This window comes from Actinobaculum massiliense (assembly GCF_001457435.1).
Classification (GTDB): domain Bacteria; phylum Actinomycetota; class Actinomycetes; order Actinomycetales; family Actinomycetaceae; genus Actinobaculum; species Actinobaculum massiliense.
In genome coordinates this window covers 1,245,897-1,261,243 of record NZ_LN881717.1, presented here as the reverse complement: position 1 = coordinate 1,261,243, position 15,347 = coordinate 1,245,897, and the positions used below count along the sequence as shown (strand labels likewise).

Below are 15,347 nucleotides of genomic sequence, written 5' to 3'. Positions count from 1 at the left end.
CGTAATCTAGCGCCATGGCATCACTCCACCGGGACCCGATTGCGCTCGGCGCTATTTTCCTCGGAGGCGCACTCGGCACGCTTTTGCGCTACCTCGTGCCCTTGGCCGTTGCCGCAGTGAGCCAGATGCCGGACGAACCGCGAGAGCTTGCCGCAACGTGCGCCGTAAATATTATCGGCGCGTTTCTTCTCGGCTTGATTACAGGCATTTGGGCTGGGCGCAAGGCCGGCCCGGACTCGCGAAACGGACACCTCAAGATTTTCCTCGGCACCGGATTTTGCGGCGGCTTCACCACCTACGGAACCTTTGTCTCGCAGGGCACCTGGCTCGTATACCTGGCGCCGAGTTTCGGCGTCGCGGGCTACGCGAGAGCTTTCACCTATATATTTGGTTCACTCGGCGTGGGATTCGCGGCCGCCTGGCTCGGGGTGGCGCTCGGCGCGCGCCTGGCTCCGAAGCGGGGTGAGCGGGCATGATTTACACCGACCCGTACATGATGGGCATATTCATCGCTTTCGCTGGCGGATTCGGCGCCGTCGCGCGCGCACTTCTCGACGAGTTCATCACCAACCGCGGCCGCTTCGGCTGGCCGGCTGGAATTTTCACCGTCAACATTATCGGCTCGTTTTTCGTCGGTATCCTCTCCGCCACCGGTCCCCAGCCGAGCCTAGAGTTCGTGGCGCTGAGGATGATTCTCGTCGCCGGTTTTTTGGGCGGTTTCACAACTTTCTCGACGGCGATGGTCGACGGCGTCAAGCTTGCCCGCACTGGCAAGTGGGGTAAAGCTTGCGCGCTCGTGCTTGGCAACTACGCCACCGCAACCCTGGCTTTCCTTCTAGGAGCCTTCATCGCCCAGCTCATCTGGCAGTAGCTAGCGCAATAGTTCCGCGTTTTCTAACCCTTCCCGCCAGCGATAATTCCGCGAGTTTTTCGGGCGTGAAGTTGCTGCGACAATTTCACGGAATTATCGCGAGCGCGAGTTAGTACGATAATTCCGCGATTTTTCGCGACCGCGAGTGGCTTTAATTTTGCTATAATTTTCAACTAGTTTAGTTCGGGGTAGAAATTTTTCGCCTCGAAAATCAGTAGCCAGGGCGGGAGGAAAAATGACAGGGTCGGAGAAAATCGGCGCGAAATTCACGGATAAGGGTAAGCCCTACAATCGCGACGAAAGCTATATCACCACCCGCATTACTCGCGATGGACGCGACGGATTCCCCGTTGAGCCGGGCCGGTACCGCCTGATTGCAGCGCGCGCGTGCCCGTGGGCAAACCGCACGATAATTGTGCGCCGCCTACTCGGACTCGAAGATGTCATTTCCCTGGGAATGCCCGGACCCACGCACGATGAGCGCTCGTGGGTTTTCGACCTGAACGAAGGTGGCGTTGACCCTGTTCTCGGCATTCACTTCCTGCGCGATGCCTACCTCAAACGCGATCCGGAATTTAGCCTCGGCGTAACCGTCCCCGCCGTCGTCGACACCACCACTGGCGAGGTTGCCACGAACGATTTCGCGCAGATCACCCTCGATTTCGGTTCGGAGTGGCGAGAATTCCACCGCCCGGGCGCCCCGGACCTCTACCCCGCCCCGCTCCACGAGGAGATGGACCAGGTGATGCGCTATATCTACACCGAGATCAACAACGGAGTGTACCGATGCGGATTCGCCGGCTCGCAAAGCGCATACACCGAGGCCTACCTGCGACTTTTTTCCGCGCTACACGTCATTGACCAGCACCTTTCCTCGCGCCGCTACCTGATGGGCGAGCACATCACCGAAGCAGACGTGCGCCTATTTACCACGCTGGTGCGATTTGACGCGGTTTACCACAGCCATTTCAAGACGAACGAAATGAAGCTCAACGAATTTGAACATCTGTGGGGATACGCGCGGGATCTTTTCCAGACGCCAGGTTTCGGCGATACCGTCGACTTCGAGCAGATCAAGGCGCATTACTACATGGTTCACGAGGATGTGAATCCCACTCAAATCATGCCTTGCGGGCCTGACACCTCGAACTGGCTGAGCGAGCATGGACGCGAGAAGCTCGGCGGCTCGCCCTTCGGCGGTCCGTCAACAAACGCGGAATCATCGACGGCGCCGGGGCCGGTGCGCCCGGGCGAGGAAGTGCCGCTCGCGCATCGCGCCGGCCACTCCGGCAACTTGGCCGAACTCGCGGCGCGAGAAGATTTCACTTCACGGATTCCTGAAGCTCTCCGCTAAAGGACATACGCCCCGGAGGGGGCGCTACAACAAACAAAAATGCTGGGCCCGGAAAATCCGAGCCCAGCATTTATATTTCGCTATCATGCCGAGGCAAGCCTCGCACTAGTGCCAGCGCGCACCCGCACCACACGCGAAGTCGCGCTAGGCCAGTCGCTAAATCGCGCTAGATCGCGCGGCGGCGGGGCGAGGTTTCCAGCTCCCCCTCCACGTTGCGCGCGGCTACGGTGCGAGATCCGGCCGCACCGGCGAAAGCGGTGAGGACCGCGGCCAACACGAGGGCCACAAAGATCCAGACCGAGGCACCGGCAATGGCGGAGGTGGCATCGTTGATCGTTGCCTTGGCTTCGTCCACCATCTGCTTAGCGTCCTCAACCGCTTGCGGAATGGCTTCCTGAGCGGACTCCAGGCCATCCTTGACGGCTTGCGTACCCTTCTCTACGGCTTCGTAAGCGTTGTCGGTGGCCTGCTGAGCCTCCGGGCCGGTCAGATCGGTGTTCTGCTCAACCGAGCGAGCAATTGCATCGCGGTCAATGGAGTCACCAATCTTTTCGGCGCGCGCACCGAGGGAATCACCCAGATCGTTGAGGATCTGCTCGTAGTTCTCGGGGTGAACAACCAGCTCCTTGGCCGCATTGGTCACTTCGTCGCTGGCTTCGGAAACCTGGTTCTGCAGGTACTCGGGCTGGAGCTCCTCCACGCCCGTTCCGCGGAGGATGTCCTCCGTCTGCTGCTGAACCTGGTTGCCGTCGACGTGATCGGAGACCGTGTCAACCACGGAACCAATACCGTCACCCACGGCGGAGGCGAGCGAAGAAGCACCGCTACCGAGCGTGGATGCCGTTCCACCCACAATGTTGCCGAGGGCACCGAAGAGCGAGGAAAGCCCCAGGGCGATCGCCGCAAAAAGCACCAGCACGGCGGTGGCGAAGGTCGCCAGACCGTGGAGCAGGCCCGCGCGCACGGCGAGGGTGCCCGCCACGTAGCCGCCCAAACCGAAGGAAATAACGATGGTCAGCACGAGCCAAATGCCCAGGCCAACCCCGACACCTTGGAAAGGCTTTCCGGATTCAAGATCAAAAATTCCCAGCCCGAGCGCCGTGCCCAGGAAGGAAAGTACAAGCATCGTTGCGAGCGTGACGGCCACGCCTACAAAAATCGATCCCCAGGAGGCGTTGGCGGTCTTCCCGCGCTCATCTGCGCCCACGAGGGCAGCACGCCAGCCCGGCTTATTGTTTTCCGGCTCGGTATGAGCCGCCGCTTCCGTACGCGCCACGGGTGCGTGAACCTGTGCGCGAGGTGCGGAATTCCGCTGACTACCTTCTGACGTCACGTTCTTCTCCACATTCTTCTCGATAATTCCGCGCAATTGTCACGCGGTACAAATCCACCGTATGCACACCTTCCGTCAAAGTCTAAATAGTTCACTCCGAGCGTAAAGGGTTGCGGATTTTGATTCTGTTATTTTGTTGCCGCTTCCCACCAAGGACGACGCCGTCGCGCGGGATATTTTTAATTCCGCCAGTAGAGCAGTTCGGCCATAGCGCGCCGCTTCGTGGGAGAATAAGCCCATGAACGAACGCGCAGGAACAAAGGCGCGCCCCGAAGACCTCATCAATGTAGATGAGCTCGTGGCGGCGTATTACGACATCGAACCGGATCCTAGCGATCCTAACCAAGCCGTTGTGTTCGGTACTTCCGGGCATCGCGGTTCCGCTTTCGACGGCGCCTTTAACGAGGCGCATATCGTGGCAACAACTCAGGCGATTTGCGAGTATCGCAAGGCTCAGGGGTACGACGGCCCGCTCTTTATCGGGCGCGACACCCACGGCCTTTCAGAACCGGCAGAAAAGTCCGCTGTCGAGGTGCTCATCGCCAACGGCGTGGATGTGCTGGCAGATTCGCGCGGCTCGTGGACCCCAACCCCGGCGGTTTCGCTGGCTATTTTGGAGGCCAACGGGGCGCCCGGAAATCTGCGGACCGAAGGCGCGGGGCTCGCCGACGGCATCGTGGTAACGCCGTCGCACAACCCTCCGCGCGACGGCGGATTCAAGTACAACCCGCCCAATGGCGGCCCGGCGGATACGGACGCAACGGGCTGGATTGCCGACCGCGCGAACGAACTTCTGCGCGAGGGCTGGAAGCAGATTGAGCGCGTTCCCTACGAGGAAGCGATCAAGAGCGAGCATTACGGAACTTACGATTTCCGGGCCCGCTACGTGGAGGCGCTCGATACGATTATCGATTTTGACGCGATCCGCGAGGCGGGCGTGAAGATCGGCGCTGATCCGCTGGGCGGCGCGTCGGCCGAGTACTGGCAGGAAATCGCCGATCACTACAAGATCGACCTCACCGTGGTGAACCCGACCGTTGACCCCACCTGGTATTTCATGACCCTGGATTGGGACGGAAAAATCCGCATGGACTGCTCTTCGCCGTCGGCGATGGCGGGCCTGCTGGAGCGCATGGAACCGGGTGAAGACGGCAAGGCGCCTTACGACCTCGCCACCGGGAACGACGCCGACTCTGACCGGCACGGTATCGTCACGCCGGATGCGGGGCTCATGAACCCGAATCACTACCTGGCCGTCGCCATCGAGTACCTCTTCACGCACCGTCCGGGCTGGAGCAGGGACACGAACGTGGGCAAGACGCTCGTTTCTTCCTCGCTGATTGACCGCGTTGTGGAAGGCATCGGCCGCACGCTAATCGAGGTTCCGGTGGGCTTCAAGTGGTTCGTGCCCGGACTCCTTACCGGCGAAATCGGCTTTGGCGGCGAGGAATCCGCCGGCGCCTCCTTCCTCCGCAAGGATGGGACGGTCTGGACCACCGATAAGGACGGTTTGGTTATGGACTTGCTGGCGGCGGAGATTATCGCCGTGACCGGCAAGAGCCCCTCGCAGCTGCACGAAGAGCAGGTGGCCAAGTACGGCGATTCGGCTTACGCCCGTATCGACGCCCCGGCAACCAAGGCGGAAAAGGCAAAGCTCAAGGCGCTCTCCCCCGAGGACGTCACCGCCTCCGAGCTGGCCGGCGAGCCCATTGATGGCAAGCTCGTCAACGCTCCGGGTAATAACGCCCCGGTTGGCGGTCTCAAGGTGACGACGGCGGACGCCTGGTTCGCGGCCCGCCCCTCCGGCACCGAGGACGTCTACAAGATCTACGCCGAATCCTTCAAGGGCCCCGAGCACTTGGCCGAGGTGCAGGAAGAAGCCAAGCAGGTAGTCGGCGCGGCCCTCGGGCAGTAGCGGGCCCGGCCCACTTCAGGCCCGACCAGCCGACCCTCAGGCAAGAGCCCGGAGCGTAGCCCCTCCGGGCCCAGCCAGCCGGCACATAAAAACTAAATACTACGGGTGGTGCGCCGCGGAAGAATCCGTGGCGTACCACCTTTTTCACATTGCTCTTTCGTTGACTTTTCTATACACACTTACCGAAGCCGCCCCCACGCCCGGCCACTTGTAGCGCGGCATCCGCTCGTGCCCAGCCGGTTTACGCCCCAGCCACTTACACCAAGGCGTCCGCTCGCGCCGCCGCATCTGCGCTACCGGGGCCGCGCGCTTTAGAATAGGCACGAGCGTGCGCGAGAGCGCGCAGAAATCACCAGTCATTTCGGCAGAAACATGAGGAGTCTTATGTCTATTAGCACCCCACCGGTGGGAATCGCAGATATCGGGGTTACCGGCCTCGGCGTGATGGGATCGAACCTGGCGCGCAATCTGGCGCGCAACGGCTTCAAGGTGGCGGTACATAACCGCTCCGAGGGCCGCACCCAGAACCTGATGGAAAACCACGGCAGCGAGGGCGAGTTCTACCCGGCCGCGTCGATGGAAGACTTCGTGGCCAGCCTCTCCAAGCCGCGCGTGGCGATCATTATGGTCAAGGCCGGCGCCGCCACCGATGCGGTGATTGAGCAGCTCGCCGAGCTGATGGACGAAGGCGATATTATCGTCGACTGCGGAAATTCACTTTTCGCCGATACGCGGCGTCGGGAAGAAAACATTCGCGCGCGCGGACTGCATTACGTGGGAAGCGGCGTTTCCGGCGGCGAGGAAGGCGCCCTGTGGGGACCGTCGATTATGCCGGGCGGCACCAAGGAATCCTATGATCGCCTGGGGCCGATGTTCGAAAAGATCTCCGCCAAGGCCGAGGATGGCGCGCCCTGCTGCACGCACGTGGGCCCGGACGGCGCCGGCCACTTCGTGAAGATGGTCCACAACGGTATTGAGTACGCGGATATGCAGCTCATCGCCGAAGCCTACGACCTTATGCGCAAGTCGCTCGGCTGGGACGCGAACACGATTGGCGACGTCTTCACCGAATGGAACAAGACTGAGCTGAACTCTTACCTCATTGAGATCACCGCGGAAGTGCTTCACCACACCGACGCCAAAACCGGCAAGGCACTGGTGGACGTCATCCTCGACCAGGCCGCGCAGAAGGGAACCGGCGCCTGGACGGTGCAGAATTCCGCCGCTTTTGGCGTCCCCGCCACCGGGATCGCCGAAGCCACCTTCGCCCGCTCGCTTTCGGGCGACGTCGAAGAGCGGGCCGCCGCGCAAGAAACGCTTCCCGGGTTCGAAGAAAACTTCATTATTCCCGACCCCCAGGCCTTCGTTGAAGATATCCGCCTAGCCCTCTACGCCTCCAAGATGGTGGCATACTCGCAGGGATTCGAGCTGATTCGCAAGGGCTCGAAGGAGTTCGATTGGAATATCGACCTGGGCGCAATGGCGCGGATTTGGCGCGCGGGTTGCATTATTCGCGCCCAGTTCTTGAACCGCATCACCGAGGCCTACGAGCGCAACGCGGATCTGCCGCTTCTGCTCGCCGATAGCTACTTCGTGGAAGAAATCTCCGCGGCGATCCCGGCATGGCGCCGAATCGTGGCTTTCGCCTCCCAGACCGGCGTTCCGATCCCTGCCTTCGCCTCCTCGCTGTCTTATTACGACGGCGTACGTGCCGAGCAGCTTCCGGCCAATCTGATCCAGGGCCAGCGTGATTTCTTTGGCGCGCACACCTACCACCGCATTGATGGCGGCGAGGGTGTGTTCCACACCCGCTGGGCCGAAGAAGGCCGCCCCGAGGAGCAGTGGAGCTAAGGCACTTAGCTAAGGCACTTAGCTAAGGCACTTGGCCGCCGCGGATTCTTCCGTGGCGGCCACGTTTTTTAGTCTTGCCCTACTTGGCCGGCGCATAGCCGACTAGATCATTGCCATCCTGGAGAATCAGGCTCCCTCCGGCGAAGTAAACCGCGCTGCCGGGAAGCTCCCAGGCCACTTCTCCGCCGTCGCCCACCTTCCAGTACCGCACGGTACCGGTGGGAGATTGCGGCTTCGCGAAGTTCGCCACGGTGTAGGTGAATCCGCGGAAATCGGAGGGAATTTGCGCCATGGTGAGCGCGGCGGAAGTTTCCTCGCCCTGTAAACCGGTGGGGAGCATATAGCGCCGCCCGTCAAAAGACACGGCTTCTCGCCCGCTCACCTGTGTGCCGACGGCGTAGGTGAGCGCCTCGGCCCGGGAAATATCCATGGGGAGCGACTTATTGGAAATATCCGGATCCGAGAGGAAGTTCGACGCCGCCTGGAAGCCCTCGTAAATACTGATGGCCGGGGGCTCATTGGTATTCATTGGCACAATGGCGGCCGAGGCGTCGTTCTTCTCGGTCTTCCCCTTTTTGCCGCTCTGTTCCACGTAAAAACCGCCGCTCGGGAACCAGAAACCGCCGGTCACCGGCACAATCACCTGCTGGCGGCCAAAAGTTGCCGGGCCTTCGGCAACCAGTTTTCCGTCCCCGCCGTCATACAGGTGCCATTGGAATTTACCCTCGGTACCGTCCGCAACCATCACCTGCCCGGTCTGGGCATTGTAGGCGGAGGTCACGTAAGCCGCGGTGCCCTTCACGGTGTAAATCTCATCGAGTTCGTCCAGCTCCGGGGCGTAAACCTGCGCCTCGCCAGCCGCCCCGCCGTAGCTTGCCAGAACCCAGCGGCTTTGGTCGCCAGCCACGGTGAGGTAGTCTCCGTCCGCGGTTTGCCAGACCGGCTGGTCTTCGGCTTGGTTACCGGCGGGCAGTTCAGTGTCGGCGGCCTCGCCAGTGGCGCCGTCGAGGATCACGGCCGTTCCATCGCTCCGCTGGGCCAGCAAGGATTTTCCATCCGCGCTCGCCGTAACTTGCAGAAGATCTTCACCCTTCCAACGCCAAACCTCGCGGGGGGCGGCGGACCAATCCGCACTGCTCGGCGTGGCTGAACTTTCGGCGCCGGCAGTCGGCGTCGTCGATACCTCGGGCGCCGCGGAAACGGAAGGGGTGGGCGTGACCTGGGGCGACGAACACCCACCGAGGACCACCGCAAGCGGAAGCAGGAAAAGAGCCGCGCGAGAAGCTCGAGACGCGGGCGAAAGAGAATACTTGCGGGAGGGCGAATGCTTCATAAAGTTTCCTTACCGATGCGCGGGCCATGCGCAAGCCGTTCGCGGGCCGCCCGCGCCCTAGTCACACGTGCTCTAACATCATAGTTTCAGATGCGGGGCTCGCCCAACCGCTTTCGTGTCTATCACCGTATTTTTCACGTATTTTTCGACGACGCCGCCACTTTGGCGCGTTCCCCCGCGGATTCCCCCAACCAGAACGGATCAAGTTAGGTTATGCTAACTCAGGTAGGCACTACACGCGAGTCCCACAACTCGCGGAAAGGATATGTAATGAAGAACTTTGGACGTGGTTTGGCTGCGCTTATCGCCGCCACGGCCCTCTCTCTCACCGCTTGCTCGGGGACCGGCGGTTCGAACAAGACCTCGGCCCCGGCCGAATCGAAGGCGGCGACGTCGCAGGCGGCGGAAAGCCCCGCCGCGCAGGCTGCTTCGGGAGCGGCGAAGGCGACGCTCAACCCGGTCGACGCTGAGGGCAATATCGAGGTCACCGACGCCCACGGCACCCAGAAGATCAAGCCGAACCCGCAGCGCGTGGTTCTCCTGGACAACCGCACTTTCGAAACCCTCGAGGATTGGGGCGTCAAGCCCCTGGCGCTCCCGAAGGGCGTTATGCCGAAGACCCTCGACTGGACCACCGACGATTCCATTGCGGATATCGGAAACCACCGCGAGCCGAACTACGACGTCATCACCGCGGCCGATCCGGACTTCGTCCTCGTCGGCCAGCGCTTCTCGCAGCACTATGACGACATCAAGGCCGCTGCCCCCAACGCTCAGATTCTCGATCTGAACGTGGAGTTGCCTAAGGAAGCCTCGGATCCGAAGGCTAAGGAATCTGGCCAGATCCTGGTGGACGGCCTGGCTCAGGACGTCACCACCCTCGGCCAGATCTTCGGCCACGAAGAGGATGCCGCCAAGCTGGTTGACGATCTGAACGCTTCGATCGACGCCGCTCGCGCCGCTTACGACGGCCAGGAGACCATCCTCGCTGTGAACACCTCGGGCGGAAAGATCGGCTTCCTCGATCCGAACGTCGGCCGCGTGTTTGGCCCGCTCTACAACCTGCTCAACTGGAAGCCGGCGCTGTTCCTCGAGTCCGGTACCGACAACCACAAGGGCGACGAAGTTTCCGAGGAAGCTATCGCGCAGGCCAACCCCGATTTCATTATGATCATGGACCGCGATGCCGCCGTGAGCAGCACCGAGGGTAAGACGGCCACGCCGGGTAAGGATCTGGTGAAGGAATCGCAGGCCCTGGAGACGGTGAACGCCGTCAAGAATGACAAGCTCTACGTCGCTCCGGCTGATACCTACACGAATGAAGGTATCCAGACCTTCACCGAGATCTTCAACGATTTCGCGAAGATCAAGTAGAGCCCCAATCTCTCACCACTACCATCGGTAGCACCCTTCGTGAGTTGGGTCGCGGGTGGCGGGATTCGTCCCGCCACCCGCGTTCCGCATAAGCCTCCTATCGCGCTGGCCCTTCCGCGCCGCTCATCCGCGCGGGGCAGAACCGGCGCCGCAAGGCCGCGAGCACGCGCCAAAAGTCAACATTCAGGGAAATAGTAAGTGAGTACACCAGAAACAATTACATCGCCGGGTAAGACCGGGGCGAAGTCCCGCTCTGCCCGCAAACCCATTGGCTGGGGATTCTTGCTCGCCGTGATTCTTCTTATCGGGCTTCTAGTGGTTTCCCTGTTTACCGGCGCCTATGACCTCTCCCAGCCCAACGGGCGGGAAATGTTTTGGATTACTCGAGTTCCGCGCACCGCCGCACTGATTTTGGCCGGCATTGCCATGAGCCTGTGCGGGCTCGTCATGCAGCTTCTCGCCCAGAACAAATTCGTGGAACCCACCACCACCGGCACCACCGAGTGGGCCGGCTTGGGCTTGCTTATCGCCATGATTATTGTGCCCGAAGGTTCCGTTACTCTGCGCATGGTCAGCGCAATCTTCGTTGCCTTTATTGGCACCCTCTGCTTCTTTATGTTCTTGCGCCGCGTAACCTTGCAGAGCTCCGTCATCGTCCCCATCGTGGGCCTCATGCTCGGCGCGGTGGTCTCTTCCATCTCGACCTTCTTGGCCCTGCGTTTCAATGTTTTGCAGAACCTCTCCACCTGGTTCCAGGGCAGCTTCGCGCCGATGGTGCGCGGACGCTACGAGCCGCTGTGGATTACCCTCGCGGTCACCTTATTTATTTTCTTGCTCGCCGATCGCCTCACCGTTATCGGCCTGGGCAAGGATGTTGCCACCAACGTGGGAATTAATTACAACGCCATGCTTCTGATCGGCACCGGGGCGGTGGCAGCCGGCGCCGGCGTGGTGACCGTCGTCGTCGGGAACCTTCCCTTCCTCGGACTTATCGTTCCCAACATTATTTCGCTGACGCGCGGGGACGACCTGCGCTCGAATTTGCCGTGGGTGTGCGTGCTCGGCGCCGGTGTGACTACCGCCTGCGACCTGCTCTCCCGCACACTCATCGCGCCGTTTGAAATTCCCGTCTCGCTGATTTTGGGCGTGCTCGGTTGCGCGGTGTTTGTGGCACTGATCGTTTCGCGGAGAAAGGTGCTGCAGTGACACAAGAAACGGAATCTTCGTTGGAAACCGGGCGCGCGGGCCAAGTCGAACGCGGTTGGAACGCCGACACGGCAACCCCGGGAACACGCTCCGAAACCCGGGCGGGCAATCGCCCCGGAAAGCGGCGTTCATCGGGATCTTTCGCCACTCGGAGGGCGCGCGTGCGCTACTGGGTGATCCTTATTCTCATGGTGATCCTCGGCCTCGCCTTCGCCTACATTTACGTCAATGTTGGCAATATGGCCGAGCCGGGCACGCAACCCTGGAAGATTATTGCCGCGCGGCGCAGTAAAACGCTGATCACCATGCTGATCGTGGCGGTGTGCCAAGCTATGGCCACGCTCGCCTTCCAGACGGTAACGACGAATCGCATTTTGACGCCGTCGATTATGGGATTTGAATCCCTCTACGCGGTGATCCAAACCGGCACAATTTTTGTGGGCGGCGTGGCAGGCTTCGTGGCTTTCCAGGGCACCGGCGCCTTCCTGCTCCAGGTTGGCCTCATGGTGGCGCTAGCGGTGTTCCTCTACGGCTGGTTGCTCAGCGGAAAATTCGGCAACCTCCACGTCATGCTACTCGTGGGCATCATTATTGGTACCGGCATGCGCTCGCTTTCCACCTTTATGCAGCGAATGCTTTCCCCCTCCGAATTCGACGTGCTCTCGGCGCGAATGTTCGGCTCACTGGCGAACGCAAAAACCGACGAGCCGGTGGCAATTATCCTCACCGTGTTCACCAGCGCCCTGCTTTTCTTCTACTCGCGCCGGCTTAATACCGTGGCCCTGGGGCGCGACGTCGCCGTCAACCTCGGCGTCAACCACAAGCGCGCCCTCATGTGGACGCTCACCCTCACCGCGGTGCTCATTGCAGTGTCGACGGCGCTGGTGGGACCGATGACGTTCTTCGGCTTCCTGGTGGTGACACTGACTTACCAAGCCGCGGAAACCTACGATCACCGCTACACCTTCCCAATGGCGGTTGCGATTGGCTTTGCCACCCTCAGCGGCGCCTACGTTGTTATGCAAAATATCTTCTACGCGGAAGGGGTTGTGTCGGTGATTATTGAGCTCATTGGCGGCAGCGTCTTCCTCATTGTTGTTTTGAAGAGGGGACGACTCTAGTGACTAATTCGCCAGCTTTTGAAACCCCCGCCGTCTCCGGCGATAATTCCGCGAAAGTTGCGGGCGGAGGAATCGACGTGCGGGAAGCCGTCAAGCGCTACACCTCCGACGTCGTCATCGGCCCCATCACCCTCAACATTCCTCGCGGCGGCATCACCGCGCTGGTGGGCCCCAACGGCGCCGGGAAGTCGACGCTCCTGACGATGGTCGGCCGCCTGCTAGATTTCGACGAAGGAAAAATCGCGGTCGCCGGCAGGGACGTGCGCCATACCAAGAGCAATAAACTCGCCAAAACCGTGGCAATTTTGCGCCAGGAAAACCACTTCGTCACCCGCCTGACGGTGCGGCAGCTGGTCGGTTTCGGGCGCTTCCCGTATTCGCACGGGCGCCTGACGGCCGACGACGAACGAATTATCTCCAAGTACATTGATTTCCTCGGCCTGGAAGATCTGGAGCATCGCTATTTGGACCAGCTCTCCGGCGGGCAGCGCCAGCGCGCCTATGTGGCGATGGTGCTCGCGCAGGAAACTGACTTTGTGCTTTTGGATGAGCCGCTCAATAACCTGGATATTTCCCGCTCAATCCAGATGATGAAGCATTTGCGCCGCGCCGCGGACACCCTCGGCCGCACCATTGTGGTGGTGCTTCACGACATCAACTTCGCCGCCCGCTACGCCGATCAAATCATCGCGCTACGCGAGGGGAAAGTGTGCGAGATGGGAACGCCGGTAGAAATTATGCACCCGGAGCGCCTTTCACGAATCTTTGACGCCGAGATCGACGTTATCGAAACCTCGCGCGGGCTGGTGGCCGTTTATTAGTGCGCCCGCGGCGCGGCGGCACTTACTCGCCGGACCCGGCGGAGCTAGCGGCGTCGTCGGACTGTAAATTCTTCACGCGGCTCGCGTCATTACTTTCGTTACCGTTTGCGCCATCCACGCGCCCCTTGCGCTGCTGGGCCAGCTGGCGTAGCGAAAGCTTGGACTGATTGCGCCGGCGCGTGGCGTGACGCTTGCGCTCCTCACGCACCTGCTGCTTGTGCTCCTCCGAGCGCAAGAAAGACATTCGCGCCGTCAAGGAACTGGAAACCTTGCTCAGGGTGTCATTGACGGAATAGTCCTGGTTGGCCGGTAGCACCCAGCCACGCAGACGCGCGACCACGGCAATTCCGCCAGTCAGGAGGGTGGTCACGACCATGCCGATAGTGGGCATATGCCAGAACCAGAAGAGTGAGGCGGGAATCGTGCCAATAAGCGCCGCCGTGGCGTAAAGCGGATTGCCGCCGAAGATTCCGGGCGTGCGGCCCACCGCGATATCGCGGACCATTCCCCCGCCCACCGCCGTCACCACTCCCATGGCCACGGCCGCAACATAGGAAAATCCGGCGTCGAGCGTTTTCATCACGCCGGTGGCGGACCAGACGCCAATAACGAAGGCATCCATCGCCGTCATGGCACGGCGGATCCATTTTCCGCGCAGGCGCAAAAGATAGGCCACCGCGGCGCCGGCAAAGGCCATCGGAAGATAGAACGGGTTGGTGAGCGCCACCGGTGCCTGCTGCAGATTCGGCCCGTTGCCAATGAGAACGTCGCGAATCATGCCGCCCGCGAGCGCGGTCATAATCGAGACGACGACGAATCCGACCGCGTCGAAATTCTTTTCGCGCGCCACCATGCCACCCAGGATCGCGGCAACGAAAACTCCGCCGATATCGAGAGTGTTAAAAACGTAGGGGTACAGGTCCGCCAAATCGATAACCACGGCTTTATTCTAGGGCCGACGGCCGGCGCTTTTTATTTGATTCTGGACTCACCGGGTGGCGGGCGGCTTCGCACACCTAGTCTGGGCGGCCCCGCTCACCTGGCTGGCCGCCCCCGCGCTTTCGTGCAAGCGCGGCGCCTAACGCGCAACCGGGGCGAGGCGCACCAAAATTCCGCGGTGATCCGAACCGCCGGCGTCTACAATCGCGCCCTCGGTTCCCGTCCAATTATCTGAACCCGTCAGCACGCGATCAATTGGCGAAGCAAGAACCGCGGGAATGTTCGTGGGCCAGGTGCCGGTGCCGGCAACCCTGGCCTCGCTACCGGCGTCCTTGCAAGCGTTGAAACCACCCGCCGATTCATGGTCGGCAGTGGAGTTGAAATCACCGAGCACAATCGCGTGCGGATGGGAGGCACATAACGAATAGCTCAGGGCGGTATTTGCCCGCCACTGGTCAATAAACTCGCGCACCGGAGCGATCGGATGCACCGCGATAAACTCGGGTGCCTCCGCGCTCGCTCCCGCGGCCGGCGCCGCACCGACGATATAGGGCACGTCCGCACCGTCTGCGCCGGCCACCCCGAACTGCTTATATTCGCCCAATTCCGCCGAAACGAGGAGCACGGTCGAACGCCAATCGGACTGGTATCGCGAAACATCATGGTCGAACTTCTGGAAGGCCAGGCCGCGGCGCGAGAGTTCTTCCACTAGTTCGACGCCGTAGCTCGTCGACGTTTCCGAAAGCGCCACAGCCCTCACACCGTTGTTTTCAATCAGATTCGCCATGGCCTCGACGGGCACCTTGCCGCCCTCGGTGTTGTATTGCAAAGTGGTCAGCGAGCCGGGAGCGGCGGCGTCAAGCACCGCCTCAGAACCGAAGCGCACGGCACTGTAACCGCGGTCGAAAATGACCAGGGCGTGGGCCAACGCGCCGCCCAGGAGAACCAGGGCGAGGAAAACGCACAGGCCCCCGCGGCCGAAGAAGCCGCGACGCACCGCGCCGATAAGCGCAAAAATGACCGCGCCGCCCAAAAAGGCGACTGCGACGGCGCCGCGCATGGCAACCACGTAGGCGCCCGGGAAATCGCGGGCGATTGAGGCGAGCGGCCCGAACCAGGCCGGGTTGAGCGTGAAGACAACCGCGCAGGCAAGAACAAGCGCGAGTATGCCTCCAAGTGCTTTGCGAACCATCACGACCTCCGATGTGGGCATCCGTCTTTGCCAGCTT

13 protein-coding genes are annotated in these 15,347 nt (G+C 61.4%); 9 read left to right on the top strand and 4 right to left on the bottom strand.

Features of this window, described 5'->3' with window-relative positions:
- The first annotated feature begins 14 nt into the window (after nucleotides 1-14).
- The 3 genes from BN2664_RS07290 to BN2664_RS07280 all read left to right on the top strand — a co-directional run bounded on the left by BN2664_RS07290 (nucleotide 15) and on the right by BN2664_RS07280 (nucleotide 2,225).
- A complete protein-coding gene (locus BN2664_RS07290; protein ID WP_007000848.1) occupies nucleotides 15-476 on the top strand; it encodes a fluoride efflux transporter FluC in 462 nt (153 codons plus the stop codon).
- Nucleotides 473-871 carry a fluoride efflux transporter FluC gene (locus BN2664_RS07285; protein ID WP_007000849.1) on the top strand — a complete coding sequence of 133 codons (399 nt, stop codon included), beginning with the start codon at nucleotides 473-475 and terminating at the stop codon, nucleotides 869-871. Before BN2664_RS07290 ends, BN2664_RS07285 begins: the two co-directional genes overlap by 4 nt.
- Nucleotides 872-1,106: 235 nt before the next feature.
- A complete protein-coding gene (locus BN2664_RS07280) occupies nucleotides 1,107-2,225 on the top strand; it encodes a glutathione S-transferase family protein (RefSeq protein WP_007000850.1) in 1,119 nt (372 codons plus the stop codon).
- Nucleotides 2,226-2,391: 166 nt separating this feature from the next.
- Here the strand turns inward: BN2664_RS07280 and BN2664_RS07275 are convergent, their stop codons facing one another.
- The gene (locus tag BN2664_RS07275; RefSeq protein ID WP_058120688.1) at nucleotides 2,392-3,558 is read right to left on the bottom strand and encodes a YrzE family protein; all 1,167 of its coding nucleotides are present in this window, start codon (nucleotides 3,556-3,558) and stop codon (nucleotides 2,392-2,394) included.
- Between the two features lie 238 nt (nucleotides 3,559-3,796).
- On the opposite strand from BN2664_RS07275, the gene pgm reads away from it, so the two are divergent.
- On the top strand, nucleotides 3,797-5,473 hold the full coding sequence (gene pgm / locus BN2664_RS07270; RefSeq protein WP_007000852.1) for a phosphoglucomutase (alpha-D-glucose-1,6-bisphosphate-dependent): 1,677 nt from the start codon (nucleotides 3,797-3,799) through the stop codon (nucleotides 5,471-5,473).
- A 384-nt stretch (nucleotides 5,474-5,857) separates the two neighbouring features.
- On the top strand, nucleotides 5,858-7,324 hold the full coding sequence (gene gndA / locus BN2664_RS07265; RefSeq protein WP_007000853.1) for an NADP-dependent phosphogluconate dehydrogenase: 1,467 nt from the start codon (nucleotides 5,858-5,860) through the stop codon (nucleotides 7,322-7,324).
- A 79-nt stretch (nucleotides 7,325-7,403) separates the two neighbouring features.
- Here gndA and BN2664_RS07260 read toward each other — a convergent pair whose 3' ends face one another.
- Nucleotides 7,404-8,657 carry a hypothetical protein gene (locus BN2664_RS07260; protein WP_007000854.1) on the bottom strand — a complete coding sequence of 418 codons (1,254 nt, stop codon included), beginning with the start codon at nucleotides 8,655-8,657 and terminating at the stop codon, nucleotides 7,404-7,406.
- Nucleotides 8,658-8,927: 270 nt separating this feature from the next.
- Here BN2664_RS07260 and BN2664_RS07255 point away from each other — a divergent pair, with 270 nt between their 5' ends.
- The 4 genes from BN2664_RS07255 to BN2664_RS07240 all read left to right on the top strand — a co-directional run bounded on the left by BN2664_RS07255 (nucleotide 8,928) and on the right by BN2664_RS07240 (nucleotide 13,179).
- Nucleotides 8,928-10,031: a siderophore ABC transporter substrate-binding protein gene (locus tag BN2664_RS07255; RefSeq protein WP_007000855.1), complete on the top strand. Its 1,104-nt coding sequence runs from the start codon at nucleotides 8,928-8,930 to the stop codon at nucleotides 10,029-10,031.
- A 198-nt stretch (nucleotides 10,032-10,229) separates the two neighbouring features.
- Entirely contained in the window at nucleotides 10,230-11,237 is a 1,008-nt protein-coding gene (locus BN2664_RS07250) for an ABC transporter permease (RefSeq protein ID WP_007000856.1), read from the top strand.
- Nucleotides 11,234-12,358: an iron chelate uptake ABC transporter family permease subunit gene (locus BN2664_RS07245; RefSeq protein ID WP_231723458.1), complete on the top strand. Its 1,125-nt coding sequence runs from the start codon at nucleotides 11,234-11,236 to the stop codon at nucleotides 12,356-12,358. Before BN2664_RS07250 ends, BN2664_RS07245 begins: the two co-directional genes overlap by 4 nt.
- Nucleotides 12,359-12,429: 71 nt before the next feature.
- Nucleotides 12,430-13,179 carry an iron ABC transporter ATP-binding protein gene (locus tag BN2664_RS07240; RefSeq protein ID WP_040317174.1) on the top strand — a complete coding sequence of 250 codons (750 nt, stop codon included), beginning with the start codon at nucleotides 12,430-12,432 and terminating at the stop codon, nucleotides 13,177-13,179.
- A gap of 22 nt (nucleotides 13,180-13,201) precedes the next feature.
- On the opposite strand, the gene BN2664_RS07235 is transcribed toward BN2664_RS07240, so the two are convergent.
- Nucleotides 13,202-14,119, bottom strand: a complete 918-nt coding sequence (locus BN2664_RS07235) for a trimeric intracellular cation channel family protein (RefSeq protein ID WP_007000859.1) — start codon at nucleotides 14,117-14,119, stop codon at nucleotides 13,202-13,204.
- A 138-nt stretch (nucleotides 14,120-14,257) separates the two neighbouring features.
- Nucleotides 14,258-15,310, bottom strand: a complete 1,053-nt coding sequence (locus BN2664_RS07230; RefSeq protein ID WP_007000860.1) for an endonuclease/exonuclease/phosphatase family protein — start codon at nucleotides 15,308-15,310, stop codon at nucleotides 14,258-14,260.
- Nucleotides 15,311-15,347 lie beyond the last annotated feature (37 nt).

Bases quoted from the DNA above. Each gene is read 5' to 3' on its own strand.
- BN2664_RS07260 (WP_007000854.1), bottom strand. From the start codon at position 8,657: ATGAAGCATTCGCCCTCCCGCAAGTATTCTCTTTCGCCCGCGTCTCGA.
- BN2664_RS07280 (WP_007000850.1), top strand. From the start codon at position 1,107: ATGACAGGGTCGGAGAAAATCGGCGCGAAATTCACGGATAAGGGTAAG.
- pgm (WP_007000852.1), top strand. From the start codon at position 3,797: ATGAACGAACGCGCAGGAACAAAGGCGCGCCCCGAAGACCTCATCAAT.
- BN2664_RS07230 (WP_007000860.1), bottom strand. From the start codon at position 15,310: ATGGTTCGCAAAGCACTTGGAGGCATACTCGCGCTTGTTCTTGCCTGC.
- BN2664_RS07290 (WP_007000848.1), top strand. From the start codon at position 15: ATGGCATCACTCCACCGGGACCCGATTGCGCTCGGCGCTATTTTCCTC.
- gndA (WP_007000853.1), top strand. From the start codon at position 5,858: ATGTCTATTAGCACCCCACCGGTGGGAATCGCAGATATCGGGGTTACC.
- BN2664_RS07285 (WP_007000849.1), top strand. From the start codon at position 473: ATGATTTACACCGACCCGTACATGATGGGCATATTCATCGCTTTCGCT.
- BN2664_RS07255 (WP_007000855.1), top strand. From the start codon at position 8,928: ATGAAGAACTTTGGACGTGGTTTGGCTGCGCTTATCGCCGCCACGGCC.